21 protein-coding genes and 1 pseudogene are annotated in these 17,580 nt (G+C 66.9%); 11 read left to right on the forward strand and 11 right to left on the reverse strand.

Features of this window, described 5'->3' with window-relative positions; genetic code table 11:
- The first annotated feature begins 312 nt into the window (after positions 1–312).
- Positions 313–669 (forward strand): DUF488 domain-containing protein, encoded by a 357-nt coding sequence (locus GO592_RS41155; protein WP_007300326.1) that lies wholly within the window; start codon positions 313–315, stop codon positions 667–669.
- Between the two features lie 342 nt (positions 670–1,011).
- Here the strand turns inward: GO592_RS41155 and GO592_RS41160 are convergent, their stop codons facing one another.
- The 4 genes and pseudogenes from GO592_RS41160 to GO592_RS41170 all read right to left on the reverse strand — a co-directional run bounded on the left by GO592_RS41160 (position 1,012) and on the right by GO592_RS41170 (position 3,156).
- Positions 1,012–1,908 carry an SPFH domain-containing protein gene (locus tag GO592_RS41160; protein WP_007300325.1) on the reverse strand — a complete coding sequence of 299 codons (897 nt, stop codon included), beginning with the start codon at positions 1,906–1,908 and terminating at the stop codon, positions 1,012–1,014.
- Positions 1,909–2,076: 168 nt separating this feature from the next.
- The gene (locus tag GO592_RS41165; RefSeq protein WP_237720600.1) at positions 2,077–2,361 is read right to left on the reverse strand and encodes a hypothetical protein; all 285 of its coding nucleotides are present in this window, start codon (positions 2,359–2,361) and stop codon (positions 2,077–2,079) included.
- 3 nt (positions 2,362–2,364) lie between these two features.
- Positions 2,365–2,481 (reverse strand): annotated as a pseudogene (locus GO592_RS45475) (DUF3040 domain-containing protein); the annotation flags it as partial.
- A 474-nt stretch (positions 2,482–2,955) separates the two neighbouring features.
- Positions 2,956–3,156 (reverse strand): RGCVC family protein, encoded by a 201-nt coding sequence (locus tag GO592_RS41170; protein WP_230990374.1) that lies wholly within the window; start codon positions 3,154–3,156, stop codon positions 2,956–2,958.
- A gap of 275 nt (positions 3,157–3,431) precedes the next feature.
- On the opposite strand from GO592_RS41170, the gene GO592_RS41175 reads away from it, so the two are divergent.
- Together GO592_RS41175 and GO592_RS41180 are read left to right on the forward strand one after the other, a co-directional pair.
- Positions 3,432–3,728, forward strand: coding sequence for a hypothetical protein (locus GO592_RS41175; protein ID WP_039952785.1), 297 nt, complete (start codon positions 3,432–3,434; stop codon positions 3,726–3,728).
- 35 nt (positions 3,729–3,763) lie between these two features.
- Entirely contained in the window at positions 3,764–4,204 is a 441-nt protein-coding gene (locus GO592_RS41180; RefSeq protein ID WP_011599175.1) for a MarR family winged helix-turn-helix transcriptional regulator, read from the forward strand.
- Between the two features lie 249 nt (positions 4,205–4,453).
- Here GO592_RS41180 and GO592_RS41185 read toward each other — a convergent pair whose 3' ends face one another.
- From GO592_RS41185 to GO592_RS41205, 5 genes are all read right to left on the reverse strand, one after another.
- Positions 4,454–6,034 (reverse strand): FMN-binding glutamate synthase family protein, encoded by a 1,581-nt coding sequence (locus GO592_RS41185; RefSeq protein WP_007300321.1) that lies wholly within the window; start codon positions 6,032–6,034, stop codon positions 4,454–4,456.
- Between the two features lie 202 nt (positions 6,035–6,236).
- Positions 6,237–7,493 carry an NAD(P)/FAD-dependent oxidoreductase gene (locus GO592_RS41190; protein WP_007300320.1) on the reverse strand — a complete coding sequence of 419 codons (1,257 nt, stop codon included), beginning with the start codon at positions 7,491–7,493 and terminating at the stop codon, positions 6,237–6,239.
- A gap of 135 nt (positions 7,494–7,628) precedes the next feature.
- A complete protein-coding gene (tal, locus tag GO592_RS41195) occupies positions 7,629–8,735 on the reverse strand; it encodes a transaldolase (RefSeq protein WP_081437553.1) in 1,107 nt (368 codons plus the stop codon).
- Between the two features lie 110 nt (positions 8,736–8,845).
- On the reverse strand, positions 8,846–9,520 hold the full coding sequence (locus GO592_RS41200) for a hypothetical protein (protein ID WP_007300318.1): 675 nt from the start codon (positions 9,518–9,520) through the stop codon (positions 8,846–8,848).
- Between the two features lie 291 nt (positions 9,521–9,811).
- The gene (locus GO592_RS41205; protein ID WP_007300317.1) at positions 9,812–10,522 is read right to left on the reverse strand and encodes a helix-turn-helix transcriptional regulator; all 711 of its coding nucleotides are present in this window, start codon (positions 10,520–10,522) and stop codon (positions 9,812–9,814) included.
- Between the two features lie 91 nt (positions 10,523–10,613).
- Here GO592_RS41205 and GO592_RS41210 point away from each other — a divergent pair, with 91 nt between their 5' ends.
- Together GO592_RS41210 and folE are read left to right on the forward strand one after the other, a co-directional pair.
- Complete coding sequence (locus GO592_RS41210) at positions 10,614–11,096, forward strand: DoxX family membrane protein (protein WP_007300316.1); 483 nt, start codon at positions 10,614–10,616, stop codon at positions 11,094–11,096.
- Between the two features lie 127 nt (positions 11,097–11,223).
- Complete coding sequence (gene folE, locus GO592_RS41215) at positions 11,224–11,820, forward strand: GTP cyclohydrolase I FolE (protein WP_007300315.1); 597 nt, start codon at positions 11,224–11,226, stop codon at positions 11,818–11,820.
- Between the two features lie 142 nt (positions 11,821–11,962).
- On the opposite strand, the gene GO592_RS41220 is transcribed toward folE, so the two are convergent.
- Together GO592_RS41220 and GO592_RS41225 are read right to left on the reverse strand one after the other, a co-directional pair.
- A complete protein-coding gene (locus GO592_RS41220; protein ID WP_007300314.1) occupies positions 11,963–12,499 on the reverse strand; it encodes a DUF488 domain-containing protein in 537 nt (178 codons plus the stop codon).
- Positions 12,500–12,577: 78 nt separating this feature from the next.
- Complete coding sequence (locus GO592_RS41225) at positions 12,578–13,267, reverse strand: helix-turn-helix transcriptional regulator (protein WP_011599178.1); 690 nt, start codon at positions 13,265–13,267, stop codon at positions 12,578–12,580.
- A gap of 60 nt (positions 13,268–13,327) precedes the next feature.
- Between GO592_RS41225 and fdxA the strand changes: the two genes are divergently transcribed.
- The 6 genes from fdxA (at position 13,328) to GO592_RS41255 (ending at position 17,555) form a co-directional block, all read left to right on the forward strand.
- Positions 13,328–13,714, forward strand: coding sequence for a ferredoxin (gene fdxA, locus GO592_RS41230; RefSeq protein WP_007300312.1), 387 nt, complete (start codon positions 13,328–13,330; stop codon positions 13,712–13,714).
- Positions 13,711–15,459, forward strand: a complete 1,749-nt coding sequence (gene ctaD, locus GO592_RS41235) for an aa3-type cytochrome oxidase subunit I (RefSeq protein WP_007300311.1) — start codon at positions 13,711–13,713, stop codon at positions 15,457–15,459. Before fdxA ends, ctaD begins: the two co-directional genes overlap by 4 nt.
- A gap of 180 nt (positions 15,460–15,639) precedes the next feature.
- Positions 15,640–16,086 (forward strand): hypothetical protein, encoded by a 447-nt coding sequence (locus tag GO592_RS41240; protein ID WP_007300310.1) that lies wholly within the window; start codon positions 15,640–15,642, stop codon positions 16,084–16,086.
- Positions 16,074–16,742 (forward strand): group III truncated hemoglobin, encoded by a 669-nt coding sequence (locus GO592_RS45480; protein WP_007300309.1) that lies wholly within the window; start codon positions 16,074–16,076, stop codon positions 16,740–16,742. Before GO592_RS41240 ends, GO592_RS45480 begins: the two co-directional genes overlap by 13 nt.
- Positions 16,739–17,050 carry a dsRBD fold-containing protein gene (locus GO592_RS41250; RefSeq protein ID WP_007300308.1) on the forward strand — a complete coding sequence of 104 codons (312 nt, stop codon included), beginning with the start codon at positions 16,739–16,741 and terminating at the stop codon, positions 17,048–17,050. Before GO592_RS45480 ends, GO592_RS41250 begins: the two co-directional genes overlap by 4 nt.
- A gap of 94 nt (positions 17,051–17,144) precedes the next feature.
- Entirely contained in the window at positions 17,145–17,555 is a 411-nt protein-coding gene (locus GO592_RS41255) for a DUF952 domain-containing protein (protein ID WP_007300307.1), read from the forward strand.
- Positions 17,556–17,580: the final 25 nt, after the last annotated feature.

A 17,580-nucleotide genomic window follows, 5' to 3' on the forward strand; every position in this document is an offset into this window, starting at 1 on the left:
TGTGCGGACGCGACACCCCTCCTAACGAGGGCCACGAGCACCGACAGTCCGTGCACGAGCATCCCGAGGGACATCGTGGCGTGGCCGGCGAAGGCGCCTGCCGGCACCACGACACGGTTGCGGGCGCGACACCGATGTTCTGCCGCATCACGGCCACGGTGCGCTCGCCAGGTGGATCGACTCGGGCAGCTTCAGCAGGTTCTCACCCATCAGTGCGGTGTCCGCGGTCTTCACCCCCCACCGCCACCGCCACAGTGCACCGCGGGTTTGTCATTCGTTGTGGGCACCGTCATTTCGTGTCATGATCGATCTATGGGCCCGATCGAATTGGTGCGAGCCTATGACGCTCGCGGCACCAAGAAGACATCGCCAACCTTCTTGGTAGATCGACTGTGGCCACGGGGCATCGCGAAAGCGGACCTCGACTGCGACGCCTGGATCAAGGAGGTGGCACCCAGCACGCAGCTGCGGACCTGGTTCGGCCACCAGGCGGATCGCTTTCCGGAGTTCCGCACCCGCTACCTTCAGGAACTCGACACCAATCGCGCTGCCGCCCAACCGATCGTCGAGGCGGCGCGTAACGGGACTGTGGTGCTGCTGTATTCGGCGAAGGACCTCGAGCACAACCAAGCCGTGGTCTTGCGCGAGTGGATCTCGAATCAGTTCTGACATCACCGTAGGACGGCCTGAATACTCATCGCATCCATGAACCCTCGGCCTTGCACCTCGAGCCGTGCCGGTCGGCCGCGGTCAGAACGGGGCCGTGGTCCGCGGGGCGGTGGTGGGTCGGTCGCAGGTCAGTGCGGGCAGTCAGACCCCAAGGCCCGCAGGGCGACATCCTGGAAACCCGGAAGACACCGGGTGACGGTCCTGCCCCCTACCCGTAAGTCCCGCCGCAACAGAGGTCACCGTGGTGTCGGGGTGAACCACCGCTCCCGACACCGCCTGCTGCCCAGGACCCCCGAACGGAACCGGCGATCACCGCTCTGGAACTTGCAGGGTCTATTGGCCCTATCCGAATCGTGATTGCTCGAGGGCGAATCCGCGGGCGTCGACGGATCTGTGTTGTGTGTGCCGGGTCGACGGTTCGTTGTTTACGTTGGCAGGCGTGGTTGTGGTTGTAGGTTCGGCTGTTCGCGTCGGAACATGGGCGGTGTGCGGTGTCGCTCGTTCCAGAAAGCGGAGCAACTCGACCGGGAACGGCAGCACGAGGGTCGAGTTCTTCTCGGCCGCGACTTCCACGACGGTTTGCAGGAGCCGCAGTTGCAGGGCGGCGGGATGTTCGGTCATGGTCTCGGCGGCCTGGGCCAGTTTCGCCGAGGCTTGCAGTTCGCCGTCGGCGGTGATGATGCGGGCCCGCCGTTCACGTTCGGCCTCGGCCTGGCGCGACATCGACCGCTTCATCGAATCGGGGAGGACCACATCCTTGATCTCCACCCGGTCGATCTGCACACCCCACCCCAGCGCGGGGCTGTCGATCATCAGCTCCAAGCCCTGGTTGAGGCCCTCCCGGTTGGACAGCAGGTCGTCGAGTTCGCTCTTGCCGATGATCGACCGCAGCGACGTCTGTGCGACCTGACCGATCGCGGAGACGTAGTCCTGCACGTCCACTGCCACTCGCACCGGATCGGCGACGTTGAAATAGACGACCGCATCCACCCGGACGGTCACGTTGTCGCGGGTGATGCCGTCCTGGGCGGGCACCGGCATCGTGATGATCTGCATGTTCACCTTCTCGAGCCGGTCGGCGATCGGGATCAGCAACATCAGGCCCGGTGCGCGGACGGCGGGCTGGACGCGTCCGAACCGAAACACGACGCCGCGTTCGAACTGTTTGACGACGCGAATGCTCGAGCTCAGGCCGAGCAGGCCGAGTCCGACCAAGACGGCCACCGCATAGAGAATCATGGTGTTCTCCCATCCGCCCGTGGCCTCTACCGATACCCGGTCACCACGGGCTTGCTGCCAATCGATGAATTAACCTCGCGTCCCCGCGTTGACGGCTCCTCGGAGCAGCGCCTCGATTCGTAGAGGCGCCCAAACCTGCGCGAGGCGTTGGATTTCCGAGTTCGCCACTCAGTTCGGTGCCGGCACCTCGCGGGGCGGCCACGGTATGAGCACAGCACCGGACGCGGTCGACGGATCGAGGATCCGGACGGTGTCGGTATCGACCGGAATCGCGCTCGCGGAATGGGAACTGCCGACGGCCAGACGGTTGCGTGCAGGCACCGCCCGTGTTGTACGTGGCGTCGGTGAACTCTTCCGGACGGTGATCTCGGCGTCGTTGAAAACGCGGGGCCCCCGCAGTGCAAACATGCCGAACGTCACCGCGAGCACCAGCACTCTCAGCCGGACCCGCACACTGCGATCGTATGGTGGGCGCGGTGTGACGCCGTGAAACACTCGGACCAGCGTCGGGCTGCTTGCGAGTAGCCGTTGTTCGATCTCGCACAGAGCATTTCGTTCATCGTCGCTGAGCACAGCGCACCTCCCGGACTCCCCCGGCGAGGTCTTGGTGCCGGGACGACCACTTTTTATATCGTATCACGATAAAAATGTTTCGCCAGTAGCACGGGAAGGCGCGGCGTCGGCCACCCGGTTGACTGCGCTCCTCGCCGGTGGTTCGGTAGTGGACCTTCTTCGTGCGCGAAGGCACTCGCGCCCAACCACATATCCGGTCCCATCGCTCGATCCGTATGCGACTTTCGCGAAAATCACGGTCGACATCCGGCACCGCGGTAAGCCCGGCCCCTGCCGGACACGAAGGTGATTGCGCGCCAGTAAAGGTGGGGATGCCGCCGCTACCCCCTTTTCTAGCAACGGTCGGGGATTGGTGCGGTCGGTGATGTCGCCGCATGGGCGCCGGTCCCGCACCGCGCGAATAGGGGTTGCGGTAGAACTCGCCGGGAATCGGGCGGATATGCCTGGGTGGGCTTTTCGAGCTGTACTTCTCGTTCAGTACCGGGAGTAGTGCTGTCCAGTCGCCGGTTCGCCAGCGCAGATGCACTTTCGGCCGAGGTTTCGGTCCGAGGTCGCGGCGCAAAACCGAATACCGAGCGCATCGTGGGAATCCGGGCTGTGCGGACATGCCGTGCAGTACGGCGTTGATTCCAGTGCCCGTTCAAGGCTCGACACATTGGTCGCGTTCGACGCCATGGCGGCGCTCCAGTTCTCGGCCCTGCGATCGGGCCGGTTCGGGCGCCGAGGACGACATGGCTTGACCGCGCATGTTCGGGCCCTCGGCACCCTCAAGGCTACACGTGCCCGCCGGCTCCTTTGGCTCCGCGGGTGAACGACCCTCTCCCGGAACCTATTGCGATGACGCGTCGAGGGTTCACAACGTCCCGACGACCCTTCCTCGGCCCTCGGCGATCCTGTCGCAATTGCACCCGAACGAGTCCTCGATGCTTTCGTTGCGGAATCGTCCGCCCGTGCTCATCGCTCCGCTGCACGGGGCAGTGCGGGCGCTGATGCATGATGTGTTCCTGTGCGTCCTTCTTCTGAGGGAATCGGAAATCGTCTGCGCTGGAATCACGACCGCCAATCGGCGATACTTTGTCGACATTGCCGCGTCGGTGGCCGATCGCACGGCGGGGCGTTACGCACTCGTCGCCGTGGCATCGACGTCGGCGCTGTCTCCAAGGACTCGTCGCACGATGTCGGGCAATGCCCCGTTCAGGCGTGATGACCACGAGAACATCCCTGGTGTATCGTATGACGATATATAGTGCGGCGGTTCTGACGACTGAAGGGGCGAGGTGCCGTGACTGCAGAGGAGCACGTGGAGTCGGAGCCGTTGACGAAGCGGGATTTCGAGGCACTGGCACGTTTCCGCTTCGGTATCCGCCGCTATGTGCGCTTCAGTGAGGATACGGTCCGTGACCATGGCCTCACCCCGCAGCACTACCAGCTGCTGCTCGCACTCAAGGGATTTCCCGGCCGCGAATGGGCCACCATGCGAGAGTTGGCCGACCGCCTGCAGCTGCGTCATCACAGCGTGGTGGAGCTGGTCGACCGAGCGCAGAAGCAGGGTCTCGTGGAGCGCGCGCCGCACCCGTCCGACGCGCGAGCGGTACGGGTGGAGTTGACCGAGCACGGGCAGCTGATCCTGGCACGTCTGAGTGCGATGCACCGCGACGAACTGCTGCGCCTCGGACCCGCCCTCGAGTTACCCATCTGGGACGACCCTCCCCAGGATCGGTGACGTCGCGTCCGTTCGTCGACCGCCCGGGGCCGTGATCGGTCGCCCGCACATCAATCCCGGTTCCCATCAGCTGCCGGTCGGCGAAGATGCGATTGCCCGAGGGTCGGTAGGCACCGAGTGAGGAGCTGGCGCAGTCGGATCCCGGACATCGGGGACGTCGCGCTCGTGGGCGCAGGTTCTGCGGTAGGTGGTGCGACGTAGCCGGCCTCGGCGGGACTCGGGCGAACACCACAGACTCCGGCGATGCCGTCAAAACCTAGACGAGTCGGCGTTCGTCCAGTCGCGGAGCCAACTCGTCGGGGGGTCCTCTGTGAGCAGGTCGCCGGGCTGCAGCCACTCGTGTAGGTCCGCGTAGGTCATCGTGCGGTGCCCCTGAATGCGCCGGTGGAGCATCGACGGATCGAGGTCGCAGAAGTCGTCCAGCCCCATCGATGCCAGGATTTGTTGGGCGCTCGCGACGGTGGATCTCTGGAGGTTGTACACCCGGGTGGTCTTGTCCGGAACATTCAGTGCGCGGGCCCGGCGGGCGTCCTGGGTAGTGACACCGACGGGGCACCGGTTGGTGTGGCAGCGTTGGGCCTGGATGCAGCCGACCGCGAACATCATCGCGCGGGCAGCGAGGGTGAAGTCCGCTCCCTGGATCAGGCGTTTGATGATGTCGATTCCGTTGGCGACCTTGCCCGAGGCGCCGATCTTGATCCGGTCCCGCAGCCCGGTGCCCACCAACGCGTTGTGCACCAGCATCAGACCTTCGGTGAGCGGCATCCCGACGTGGTCCTCGAATTCGAGTGGGGCAGCCCCGGTTCCGCCCTCAGATCCGTCGACGATGATGAAGTCCGGGGTAATGCCGGTCTCGATCATGGCCTTGCAGATGGCGAGGAATTCCGTGCGGGAACCGACGCACAGTTTGAAGCCGATCGGCTTTCCGCCGGACAGTGCACGAAGTGTGGTGATGAAGTCGATGAGCTCGAGCGGTGTGCAGAACGCGCTGTGGGAGGGCGGCGAGATCACGCTCTGCCCGACCGGCACCCCCCGGGTTCGGGCGATCTCGGGGCTGACTTTCGCGGCGGGCAGTACGCCGCCGAGCCCTGGTTTCGCCCCCTGGGAGAGCTTGATGGAGATGCATTTGACCTGCGGAAGGGCGGCCTTGGCGGCGAACTCGCCGGGATCGAAGTGCCCGTCGGCGTCGCGGCAGCCGAAGTAGCCGGAACCGATCTCCCAGATCAGGTCGCCGACCTGCGCGAGGTGGTAAGGACTGATACCGCCCTCGCCGGTGTCGTGGGCGAACCCGCCGCGTGCCGCGCCCCCGTTGAGCGCCTCGATGGCGTTGCCCGACAGGGCGCCGAAGCTCATCGCCGAGACGTTGTACAAGGCGATGTCGTACCCCATGGTGCACTGTGGACCGCCGATCCGAACATGTGGTGTGTCATCGGAGGCCGGATGCGCGCGCAACGAGTGGGTGACGAACTCGTATCCGGTGGCGGTGACGTCCCGTTCGGTTCCGAACGGTTCCACGTCCTTGGTGCCCTTGGCGCGTTCGTACACCGTGGTGCGGGTGTCGCGGTCGAACGGTGTTCCGTCCGTGGATCGTTCGATGAAGTATTGTTGGATTTCGGGGCGTATCCTCTCGAGCATGAACCGGGCGTGGCCGATCACCGGATAGTTCCGCAGCACACTGTGCCTACGCTGCAGCAGATCCCAGGCGCCGACCATGGCGATCGCCGCCACGATCACCGTGCCGAGCAGCCACCACGCCGAGACGAAGAAGACCAGCAGCAGCGACGCCGACCCCAACACCCAGGCGCCCGCGATGACCAGCCACCGGATCATGGGAATCCCTCCCGGCGCGTGGTCGCGGACGCACCCACCCTCCGTTGCGACCCCCGCGCACCCGACCGAGCAGGTCCGGCCGAACCGGAAGCGCCGTCGGTAAATCCAGGAAGTCCCGACGAGTTCGAACAGACCTGTCGACACCACTGAGACGGGGGCGGTGTCTCGGGGGTTCGCGTCCGTTCCTGCTGGGGCATGAGCGTCACCGCGCACCTCCCGGCACCCGATCGGCCAGGTACCTCAAGAGCTCGTCCGGGTCGGCCAGTTTCGCCGGGTCGACCCGCTCACCGGAGCGCACCAGCGCCTCGATGGCATCGGTGACCCCCCAGGTGTTGACGTTCATGCCGGCCAGCACCCGCCCGTCCCGCATCCAGAAGGCGATGAACTCGCCGGCGGCGACGTCGCCGCGGAACACGACCGAGTCGTAACTACCGTGCGGGACGTAGCCGGAATACTCCATCCCGCTGTCGTACTGATCGGAGAAGAAGTAGGGCACCTGGTCATAGGCGGTGACCCGGCCGATCATGTTCTCCGCCGCCACCGGTCCCTGGTTGAGGGCGGCCGACCAGTGCTCGAGGCGCAGATGAGTTCCCAACAGCGGGTAAAAGGTGTTGGCGACGTCCCCGGCGGCGAACACGTCGGGGTCGGTCGTGGCCAGGTGTTCGTCGACGACGATCCCGTTGTCGACCGCCAGCCCGGCCGTCTCGGCCAGTGCGGTGTTGGGCACGATGCCCACCCCCACGACGATCGCGTCCGCCTCGACCACGGTGCCATCGGTGAGGCGGATTCCGGTGGCCCGGTTGTCCTTACCGACGATCTCGCGCACCCCGGAGTTCAGGCGCAACTCCACACCGTGGTCGCGGTGCAGGGCGGCGTAGGTTTCGGCGACCTCGGCGCCGAGCACCGCCAGCAACGGCAACTTCGATCTCCCCACCACCGTGACTGCGCAGCCCGCCGCTCGGGCGGCGGCCGCGGTCTCCAAACCGATCCACCCCGCCCCGACGATCGCCACCCGGTCCGCCGCGGCGAACGCGGCCTTCATTGTTTCGCAGTCGGTGACCCGGCGCAGGTAGTGCACCCCGTCCAGATCAGCGCCGGGCACCTGCAGCCGGCGGGGCGACGAACCGGTGGTCAACAGCAACTTGTCGTATCCGAGCCTCTCGACGCCGTCGATGACCACCTCGTGTTCGGTCCGGTCGAGGGCGGTGACCGGGGTCCCCACCCGCAACTCGATGTCGTGGTCGGTGTACCACCCGGCCGGGTGAATGTAGATCTTCTCCCGCGCGGTGGTGCCTTGGAGGTAGGCCTTCGACAGTGGGGGTCGGTCGTAGGGGCGGTCGGTCTCGTCGCCGATGAGAACGATCCGTCCGTCGAACCCGCCGGTGCGCAGCGCCTCAGCGGCCTTCGCACCGGCCAGTCCGGCGCCCACGATGACGAATGTCTGCTCTGCAGTGGCCATGTCATGTCCTTCTCTGATGCGAGGTGTTTCAGGTGTGAGGACCGATTTCATGCGTTGCGGTTCAGGTCGCGGTGTCCTGTTCACCGCGCGCCGTCCGTATCGCGCGCCCGGTCGGGTCGGGTCGGGTCGTGCCGGTCATCGTTGCGCCAGCTGGTGGGCTTTGGCGTGGAGTTCGGTGAGCAGATCGGCGTACGACTGGTGAAAGGCGGTGACACCCTGGTCTTCGAGGGTGCGGCCGACGTCGTCCATGTCGATGCCCACCGCGGCGAGCTCGCCGAGGACGGTGGCCGCGGCGGCGGGGTCGGTGTCGATGGAGCGCGTGAGGGTGCCGTGATCCTCGAATGCCGTGATGGTGGCCTCGGGCAGCGTGTTGACGGTGTCCGGGCCGATGAGACTGTCGACGTAGCGGGTGTCCGGGTAGTCGGGGTTCTTGGTCGAGGTCGATGCCCACAGTGGCCGTTGCACCCGGGCGCCGCGGGCGGCGAGTGTCTCCCACCGCGGACCGGTGAAGCGGTCCCGGAAGATCCGGTAGGCGAGGCGGGCCTGGGCGATCGCCGCCCGACCCCGCAACCCTGGGGCCTCGGGGTCGCCGCTGTGCTCGAGTCGTCGATCGACCTCCGTGTCGACGCGGCTGACGAAGAACGATGCGACGCTGCGCACCGCGGCCGGTTCCCCGCCCCGTGCCGCCAGCGTCTCCAGACCCTGCAGGTACGCCTCGATCACCTGTTCGTAGCGGGCGAGGGAGAAGATCAAGGTGATGTTGATGCTGACGCCCTTGCCGATCATGTCCGCGATCGCCGGTATTCCCTCCGCGGTCGCGGGGATCTTCACGAACACGTTCGGTCGGGCGATCCGTTCGTGCAGTCGCCCGGCCGCGGCGATCGTGGCGTCGGTGTCCCGTGCCAGTTCCGGGGCGACCTCGATCGAGACGAACCCATCGGTGCCGCCCGAGGTGTCGTAGACGGGCCGCAATATCGCGGCTGCGTCGACGACATCGGCCGCGGCGAGCTCCCAGTACGCGTCCTCGACCGCGAGTCCCTGGGCGATGAGCGCCGCGAACTGTGCGTCGTAGGCATCGGAGCCGGCGATGGCCCGCGCGAAGATGGTGGGGTTGGCCGTCACCCCCCGGATCCCGGCGGCCACGAACCCGGCGAGGGTGCCATCGCGCAGGTAGGGGCGGGTGAGGTTGTCCAACCAGGGGCTTTGTCCCTGCTCGCGGTACAGACGATGCAACCGGCTCACCGCTGCCCCTACCGATGGGGGTGGGAATCTGTTCATCGCCGTGCCTCTCGTCGTTCGGGCGTCTCATCCACGCCCACTTGGCTCCCCGCTCTGCCGGCGTGTGCACCGTGTCACTGCCGGTCGGTCGGTGGTTGATCTCGTGTGGTGAGAAACTTCGATGGATCGCTGCCCGCCCGGGCCCCGGCGGTGAACCACGCCGCGAATCCCTGCGGATCGCGGCGCTCGATCTCGTCGAGGTACTGCTGACGGATCCGGGCAAGTCGCAACCGGTCGGTGACCGACCTGGCGTTCTGCAGCTCCGCGAAACTGGTGCGCCAGCCGCGGCACAACGCATCGCCGGACAATTCCGCACAGCTCGGCGGCGGTGCCGCCGGGGAACCCGGAGCGCTCGCCTCGTCCGGATCACACAGAGCAGAGGGCTGCCGGGAGAGCAACTGCGCCAACGGCGGCCAGCTTCGAAGCCACCGCGCCACCGGCCGGGCGGTGACCGTCAGCACGAGCACCAGCGGCACGGCCGCAGCGCCGGACAGCGCGATCAGGCCGACAATGCCGATCAGGGCCGCGCCCGCGGTAGCGGCGTTGAGTGCGGCGGTCGGCAGCGATGAACGCGGCGTGGCGGTGGCGGACCTGTCGGCCACCATCGCGGTCAGGCCGCCGCCGGTCACTGCCGCCGCGAACGCCGCGGACACGAGGACGTCGGGGTGGACGGTGAAGATCGCGACCGCGAAGCCGACCAACCCCAATGGCACGGTCACCACCCACCAGAGGATTCGATAGACACCCATGGGATGTAATCCCTTGCAGAGATATGGCTTTGAGCGATGCGGACCGCCCTGGACCCACTGTGTCACCGAAAAGAGTGACGAACGGTGAGCCGTCATGGGTCCCCGGTTCGGGGGTTTCCAGATGCGGTCCCGATGGTTCGCGGTGTGATGCGCGACGAGCGCGTCCTGGCACGCAACGCTTGCATGGAGCGCCGCGGTCGCGGTGCGCCGGAATGCCGGTGCTCGGATGGGCGGGTCCGTCGATCGACGCGCGAGCCGATCCGGCGCCTCGCTCCTGCCGGTTCGTGTCCGTCAGGGACGGGCGGCGGTGCCCGGGGGCGAGTGTGCGTGTGCGGACGCTGCGTGGTGGACCACGACACAGCACCGGTCCGGTCGCGGGTCCAATTCTGCGTGCGCGTCGTGTTGGGTGCTCCCGGCGATCGCGCCCTCGACAAGGCGTAAATTCAACCCGCACACCACGTCCAGGTGGTCACGGGCGACATGGTGAAAGGGGCAGTTGCGTAGGTCGATACGGCCGTCGTCGGCGACCTGGGGCAGGTATCCGCAGCCGCGGAGCGCCGCCAGGAGATCTCCCCCGGTGTCGGCGACGGCCCGCTTGCCGGCGTCGAGCGCGGCCTCGTTCACGGCCGCCCGCACGGTTCCGCTGGTGTCCTGTTCGACCGAGGAGACGAGCAACCGTGCGAGCAGTTCATAGTCCCGGGGCGGCACGCTGACGGTCATTTCCGTCGTGGCCCGGGTGTAGAACTTCGCGGGACGGCCGGCGCCGGGCCCGCCGCGGCCGGCCGGCCGCTGGTAACTGACCGTCACCAGGTCGGCATCGGCCAGCTTGTCGAGGTGATAGGCCGCGAGGGTCCGGCCGACGTCGACGGCGGCGGCCGCCTGCTCCCGCGAGACCGGTGCGTCGCTTTCGGTCACGTAGTCATACAGCCTGCGCCGCAACGGATCATCGAGGTTGCTCAACGCCGCCAGCACCGCCGGCGCAGCGGATCGCGGAGTGGACATACCCCGACTGTAACACCAAAAAGTATTGACAAATAGGTGTGGAGGGAAGATTCTAAAAATGAGTCCTATTACTTTTACAAAGGGGTTTCTGATGACTACTCCCACGCCCGACTCGTCGGCGACCGCACCCACACCCGGCACAGCCCTGCAACGCGCTCGCAGTGACCCCGCCTACGGCGCGTTCCTGTTGCTGCGGATCGGATTCACCGTGCTCCCGATCGTGATGGGCATCGACAAGTTCACGAACGTGCTCACCACCTGGGAGGACTACCTGGCGCCGTGGATCGTCGACCTCAGCCCGTTCAGCGCGCACCAAACCATGCTGGTCGTCGGAGTGATCGAAATCGTCGCCGGCATCGCCGTCGCGATCAAACCACGCTATGCGGCCTACATCGTCGCCGCCTGGCTCGCCGGAATCGTGATCAACCTGCTGAGCTACCCCGGCTTCTACGACATCGCACTGCGTGACTTCGGACTGATGCTCGCCGCCCTCACCCTCGGCCGGTTGGCCTACGTGTACGACCCGGCCTGGCACCGGCGCACCGCACTCGCCCCGAAACTCAGTGCCGCCTAGCCGACACCGACGTGCGTCCCCTCGTTCCGGGGCGCGCGACGTCGACACCCTCATTCGTCCACCCGCCCGAGACCGCTGCGCTTCGCCGGGTGGACGCCACCCACCACCACTGCGGAAGGAACCCGGCATGCCGTCGACCGCGACACTCCACGTTCTCCATCAGGCACCAGGACGAGACCTGGCTGCGGCCGAAGAGGCGGCAGCGGCGTTCCTCGAAGCTCTCGGGATCGACCTGGACTCGGAGAGCCTGCGCCAGACGCCCCGCCGCATGGCCCACGGCTACGCCGAACTGTTCACCCCCCGCGCCTTCGATCTGACCACCTTCCCCAACGACGAGGACTACGACGAGCTCGTCCTGGTCCGCAACGTCCCGCTGCGATCGGTGTGCGAGCATCATCTGCTGCCGTTCGCCGGTACCGTGCACATCGGGTATCTGCCCGGCGAACGCATCATCGGATTGTCCAAGCTCGCCCGCGTGGCAGAGCATTTCGCCTGTCGCCCTCAAGTTCAGGAACGGCTCACCAAGCAGATCGCGGGCTGGCTCGACGAACACCTGCATCCTCGGGGTGTCGGGGTGGTCATCGAGGCCGAGCACAGTTGCATGACCCTGCGCGGCGTGCAATCGGTGGGATCGGCCACCGTCACCTCCGCCCTGTTGGGAGCGTTGCGCGATGATCCTCGTTCGCGCCAGGAATTCTTCGCCCTCGCCGGCGTCCACGCCTGACCGGGTGGGTGGACGACCCGCGGCCCGTCATTGCTTCGGCCGGGCGGCACGCCGAGCGCTGCGCCGCTCCGCGTTGCGGTCTCGGCCCGGTGCCGGGCCGGAGCGGACGTCGGGCACGAGTGCGGGCCACCGGGGCTGCCGATCAGGACCTCGCCCGGGGGCGGTCCCAGACCACCTGGCCGTCGGCCCGCACCCGAGCGCCCTGCGCCGGGAGGTGCGGGGTGCGCCGGCCGTCGTGCATGAGGTGCTCGACGCGCACCCCGCGCCGCAGGACTGCGACGTCGGCGACGAGCCGGCGGTGGCACCGCCACCACACGCTCTCACTGCACATCATCGCCGTTTTCTGCCGCGCCGCCCGATCCAACAGCTCGGTCAGTGCCGCGGCGAACTCGGTGGTGCGGGTGTGTACGGCATAGGCGGCGAACTGATCGACCTGCCACCACGGATCCTCACGCGGCTCGCCGGGCGGCAGGCGGCGGCGACCGCCCAGTCGCGGCTCCCAGCGATAGCCGATCCCGGCGGCCGGCAACCAGTGCGTCATCATCTCGCTGCCGACATCGGGATTGCGGCGACTGCCGGGATACCGGCGAATGTCGACCACCGCGTCGACGCCGGCCGCGGTCAGCAGCGTGGTCAGCTCCTCCCGACCGAGCCGGCCGTGCCCGACGGACAGCAACATCGCCTCACCACCTCCCCCTGCCGGAGACCACACCGCCCCCGTGCGCGATCGAGGTCGGCGCCGGGCATACCGGGCCGGCTAGCGTCGCGCCAGGTGAGCGATGCAGGTCCGGGGCGTTTCCCACGGGATCAGCCGATTGTCGGTTTCCGGTGCACCGAGCCGGTCGAGGACGCCGCGCATCAGTCCCAGATGCAGCGCGCACACGACGTTCGGGCTCTGCCGGGCGACCGACTCGAACGGGCAGGCATGCAACCGGATTCGCATTTCCTCGGGTTCGGACTCGAGCTCGGGGTCGAATCCCATCTCCGCGAACAGGGTGGTGAGGGTGCTCGCGGCGTCCTCGATCGATCGGGGTGCCCCGGAGGTGCCGGTGAGGTCGTCGAGTGCCCACGCCCGCCCGGCCGCCTCCGCCCGGCCCACGGGGTCGTCCTCGGAGCTCGCCCAGTGCGCCGCCAACACCCGAGCCAACCCCTGGTATCCGGAATCGGCGTGCCCCGGTTCGAGGGGGGCCAGCGCCCGGTAGAGCCGACGCGGGCGGCCTCGCGCCGGATTCCGCTCGGGTTCGGCCGAGACCAATCCGGCGCCGGTCAACGCGTCGAGATGGAAGCGAACCGTGGTCACGTGCAGCTCGCACAGCGCCGCCAGTTCCCCGACGGTCATCGGTGTCGGACTGGCCCGCAAAGCGTCCAGCAGCTGGACCCGCCTGCGCGAGGCCAACACTGCGTGCGTCCCGGCGCGTCCGGCACCGGTTCCTTTTCGTATCGCCATACTGTATGACTTTAGAGGAAGGGATTCCTCTAAAAAAGGGTTAGCTTCCCGGAGGTGGCCATGACCTATGTGATCGCAGAGCCGTGCATCGATGTGATGGACCGGGCCTGCGTCGAGGAATGCCCGGTGGACTGCATCTACGAGGGCGGCCGGTCGCTGTACATCCACCCCGACGAATGCATCGACTGCGGCGCATGCGAGCCGGTCTGCCCGGTGGAGGCCATCTACTACGAGGCCGACCTGCCCGCCCGGTGGGAGGCGTTCACCGACGACAACGCCCGGTTCTTCCACAGCCCGCTCCCCGGCGCGAGTGCCGCACTGGGGATGCCGGGAGGGGCGGGCAAGCTCGGCCGGCTCGCCGCCGACACCGAATTGGTCAGTGGGCATCCACATTCGGACCCCGCCGCTACCGGCGAGGGGTCCCCCTGCGGCGGCGGTGCATCGTGACCCCTCTCACCGTAGACGTCGTCCCCGTCCGGCCGTACCCACAACGGCGCGGGATCAAGGGGACGTTCCTCTACAAGGCCGCCACCACCACCGACCCCAAGATGCTGGGTCTGATGTACATGGTCACCTCGTTCGTGTTCTTCATGGTCGGCGGGTTGATGGCGCTGCTGATCCGCACCGAACTCGCGGTCCCCGGTCTGCAGTTCCTGTCCAACGAGCAGTACAACCAGCTGTTCACGATGCACGGCACCATCATGCTGCTGCTGTACGCGACGCCGATCGTCTTCGGATTCGCGAACTACATTCTGCCGCTGCAGATCGGCGCACCCGACGTGGCGTTCCCCCGGCTGAACGCGCTGAGCTACTGGCTGTACCTGTTCGGCGCGATCATCACCGTGTCCGGGTTCCTCACCCCGGGAGGGGCCGCGGACTTCGGCTGGACCGGGTATTCCCCCCTGACCAGCGCGGTGCATTCGCCGGGGGTGGGCGGCGACCTGTGGATCACGGGACTGGCGTTGGCGGGTGTGGGCACCATCCTCGGTGGCGTCAACATGATCACCACCGTCATCTGCCTGCGGGCGCCGGGGATGACGATGTTCCGGATGCCGATCTTCACCTGGAACATCTTCATCACCATGATCCTGGTCCTGATCGCCTTCCCGATTCTGGCCGCGGCACTGTTGGGCCTACTCGTGGATCGGCACCTGGGGGCGCACCTGTTCGACCCGGCCACCGGCGGCGCCCTGCTCTGGCAACACCTGTTCTGGTTCTTCGGTCACCCCGAGGTGTACATCGTCGCGATCCCCTTCTTCGGCATCGTCTCGGAGATCTTCCCGGTCTTCAGCCGCAAACCGCTCTTCGGCTACACCGGCCTCGTCTACGCGACCATCGCCATCGCCGCACTGTCCACCGCGGTGTGGGCGCACCACATGTTCGCCACCGGCGCCGTTCTGCTGCCGTTCTTCTCGCTGATGAGCTTCTTCATCGCGGTGCCCACCGGGGTGAAGTTCTTCAACTGGATCGGCACCATGTGGAAAGGGCAGCTCACCTTCGAAACCCCCATGCTGTTCTCGCTCGGTTTCGTGGTGACCTTTCTGTTCGGTGGCCTGTCCGGCGTGTTGCTCGCGAGCCCGCCGCTGGACTTCCACGTCACCGACTCCTACTTCCTCGTCGCGCATTTCCACTACGTGCTGTTCGGCACCATCGTGTTCGCCACCTACGCCGGCATCTACTTCTGGTTCCCGAAGATGACCGGAAGGCTGATGGATGAACGCCTCGGCAGATGGCACTTCTGGACCACGTTCATCGGTTTCCACACCACCTTCCTGGTCCAACACTGGCTCGGCGCCGAGGGCATGCCCCGCCGCTACGCCGACTACCTCCCCACAGACGGGTTCACCACCCTCAACACGATCTCGACGATCGGCTCGTTCGTCCTCGGCGGGTCGGTGTTGCCGTTCGTCTGGAATGTCTTCAAGTCCTACCGGTACGGCCAGGTGGTCACGGTCGATGACCCCTGGGGTTACGGGAACTCGCTCGAGTGGGCCACCAGTTGTCCCCCACCGCGCCACAACTTCACCGAGCTGCCCCGAATCCGTTCCGAGCGCCCCGCGTTCGAATTGCACTACCCCCACATGGTGAAACGGATGCGCGCCGAAACGTACGTCGGCCGACGGCCCAAGTCGGTCACGGTCACCGCCGGCACAGCCCGGGTCCCGAGCGAGAAACGGGCCGGCGATGAGTGACACCGCCGATCGTTCCCACAGTTTCCTGCGGTGCCCCGAAGCCGAGGCGGCCGCGACGCCTGCACGGTCCTGGTCCGGTGAGCGGCGGCGACCGGCCGACCCCGCGGGACGACTACTGCTGCACCCGTCCACCGGAGAACGTCCGACGGACCCGAACCCGCCCGACAAGGGGGGTGGCACATGACTGAAGTGGCGCGCTACACGCAGTTGATCCTGCCGGTCTTCTGGTTCGGGATGGTGGTGGCGATTTCGTTTCTCGAGGCGCCGATCAAATTTCGGGCCCCGGGCGTGACCCTGGCCATCGGGCTCGGCATCGGCCGGAAGGTCTTCCTCGCCCTCAATGCGGTGGAATTGGTTCTGGCACTCGCGTTGTTGGCGTCGTGCGTCGGCGCGCCCCCGGACGCAACCGTGTTGACGGTGCTCGCGCTTGTCACGGTGGTGCTGGTGGTGCAGATCGCGGTGGTCCGCCCGCCCCTGAGTACACGATCGGACCGGATCCTCGCCGGAGAGCACCTGCCACGATCGAGGATGCACCTGGTGTACATCGGACTGGAAGTAGCGAAGGTCGCATTGCTGATCGCGTTGATCTTCCAGCTCTTTCGGGCGGTGGCCTCATGCCTTCACTGACACCAGACGAACCTACGCGCACGGATCTGGCCACTCGCACCGACATCGAGGACCTGCTCCGCCGCTTCTACGGGCGCGTGCTCGTCGACGACCTCCTCGCCGACCCGTTCGCCGAGATCCGCGAGAGCGGACTCGAATCACACCTGCCGATCATGTGCGACTTCTGGGAGACCGTCCTGTTCGGGGCCCGCCTCTACCAGGGCAGCGCCCTGCGGGTGCACCGGAGCGTCCACACCCGGCGTCGACTCGAGGCACGACACTTCCTACGATGGCTCACCCTCTGGTCCACCACGGTCGGGCAGATGTTTCAGGGTCCGATCGCCGAACACGCCACAGTCCACGCCACCAGGATCGCCCGGGCGATGCACCGCAATCTGACCGGCACCGACTCCGCCGAACTCGACGCCCTCACCTCCCGACTTCACCGTCGGGTCCGCGAGGACCACACGCCTGATCGCTCCCCCAGCGGTCACCTCGAGGACAGAACGGCATCGCATCGCCGGGCGCACGGTCAGGCCACGGATCTCCCGGAAAACCACCACAATCCGCGCCGAACAGAGCAGACAGTGGCCGCAGACACCCCCCCCCGGGGCCATCAGGGTCGACCCGGATGCGTCCGCGACGGCAGAACACGAAAGGAAGTGCATCAACCGTGAACGAGAAGACATGGTCGGTGAACATCGTCATCGACGAACACAAATCGGCGGAGACCGGCGCCCAGACACGCGCGAGGGCCCGTCTGCGTACCAGCGGCCGGGCCGCCTTCGTGGGAACGGGACTCGCCCGGCGCAATCCGCGCCATACCGACGTCCCGGAGGTCAGCGATGACATGGCCGCTGCCCGCGCCCTGGCAGACCTGTCGCATCAACTGTACGAAGCGGCCGCGCAGCGGGAAGCGGTCACGCGCAGCGCGCTCACCTCCGCACGCGCCGCCGACTTCGGCCGTCGACGTTCGTCGGCCTGAACTCGGCACGCACGAATCCCCTGTCGACCCGTTGGCGCGGGGCGGCGCCCGACACCTGCATTCCCCGCGGACATTCCTCCACAAGGACATCACGATGAGCGAACATCTCTTTCACATAGCCCTCGCCGACGACTGGGAAGGCGCCGCACGGTTCGGAGAATACGAGGCGTCCACCCGCGCCCACACACTCGATCAGATCGGATTCATCCACGCCGCGACCGCGGAGCAACTCGAGCACGTCCTCGCCGCCGTCTACGGTGACGTCAATCTTCCCCTGGCGGTGATTGTGATCGATCAGGACGCACTCCGCGATGCCGGTGTCGACGTTCGATGGGACGAGATGGCGGGGCCGTCGGGTACGCCCGGTCGGTGGGTTCCGCGGATCATGGGAGCGGTGCCGTTGGATCCGGACATTGTTGTGGCGACCATCCCGCTCGAGAAACACGGTGAGAATTGGGCCGTCCCCGACCTTTCCGGGTACAGCGTCGGCGAGGCGGCGTCGTAGCAATCCCCCTGCCCGTAAACCCGGC

The organism is Rhodococcus sp. 21391 (assembly GCF_016772255.1).
GTDB classification, from domain to species: domain Bacteria; phylum Actinomycetota; class Actinomycetes; order Mycobacteriales; family Mycobacteriaceae; genus Rhodococcus_F; species Rhodococcus_F opacus.

Coding starts and splice junctions, on each gene's coding strand:
- GO592_RS41210 (WP_007300316.1), top strand. CDS start 10,614: ATGACTACTCCCACGCCCGACTCGTCGGCGACCGCACCCACACCCGGC.
- GO592_RS45480 (WP_007300309.1), top strand. CDS start 16,074: ATGCCTTCACTGACACCAGACGAACCTACGCGCACGGATCTGGCCACT.
- GO592_RS41200 (WP_007300318.1), bottom strand. CDS start 9,520: ATGGGTGTCTATCGAATCCTCTGGTGGGTGGTGACCGTGCCATTGGGG.
- folE (WP_007300315.1), top strand. CDS start 11,224: ATGCCGTCGACCGCGACACTCCACGTTCTCCATCAGGCACCAGGACGA.
- GO592_RS41255 (WP_007300307.1), top strand. CDS start 17,145: ATGAGCGAACATCTCTTTCACATAGCCCTCGCCGACGACTGGGAAGGC.
- GO592_RS41240 (WP_007300310.1), top strand. CDS start 15,640: ATGACTGAAGTGGCGCGCTACACGCAGTTGATCCTGCCGGTCTTCTGG.
- GO592_RS41170 (WP_230990374.1), bottom strand. CDS start 3,156: ATGGCGTCGAACGCGACCAATGTGTCGAGCCTTGAACGGGCACTGGAA.
- GO592_RS41185 (WP_007300321.1), bottom strand. CDS start 6,034: ATGATCCGGTGGCTGGTCATCGCGGGCGCCTGGGTGTTGGGGTCGGCG.
- GO592_RS41225 (WP_011599178.1), bottom strand. CDS start 13,267: ATGGCGATACGAAAAGGAACCGGTGCCGGACGCGCCGGGACGCACGCA.
- GO592_RS41205 (WP_007300317.1), bottom strand. CDS start 10,522: ATGTCCACTCCGCGATCCGCTGCGCCGGCGGTGCTGGCGGCGTTGAGC.
- GO592_RS41155 (WP_007300326.1), top strand. CDS start 313: ATGGGCCCGATCGAATTGGTGCGAGCCTATGACGCTCGCGGCACCAAG.
- GO592_RS41160 (WP_007300325.1), bottom strand. CDS start 1,908: ATGATTCTCTATGCGGTGGCCGTCTTGGTCGGACTCGGCCTGCTCGGC.
- GO592_RS41220 (WP_007300314.1), bottom strand. CDS start 12,499: ATGTTGCTGTCCGTCGGGCACGGCCGGCTCGGTCGGGAGGAGCTGACC.
- GO592_RS41190 (WP_007300320.1), bottom strand. CDS start 7,493: ATGGCCACTGCAGAGCAGACATTCGTCATCGTGGGCGCCGGACTGGCC.
- fdxA (WP_007300312.1), top strand. CDS start 13,328: ATGACCTATGTGATCGCAGAGCCGTGCATCGATGTGATGGACCGGGCC.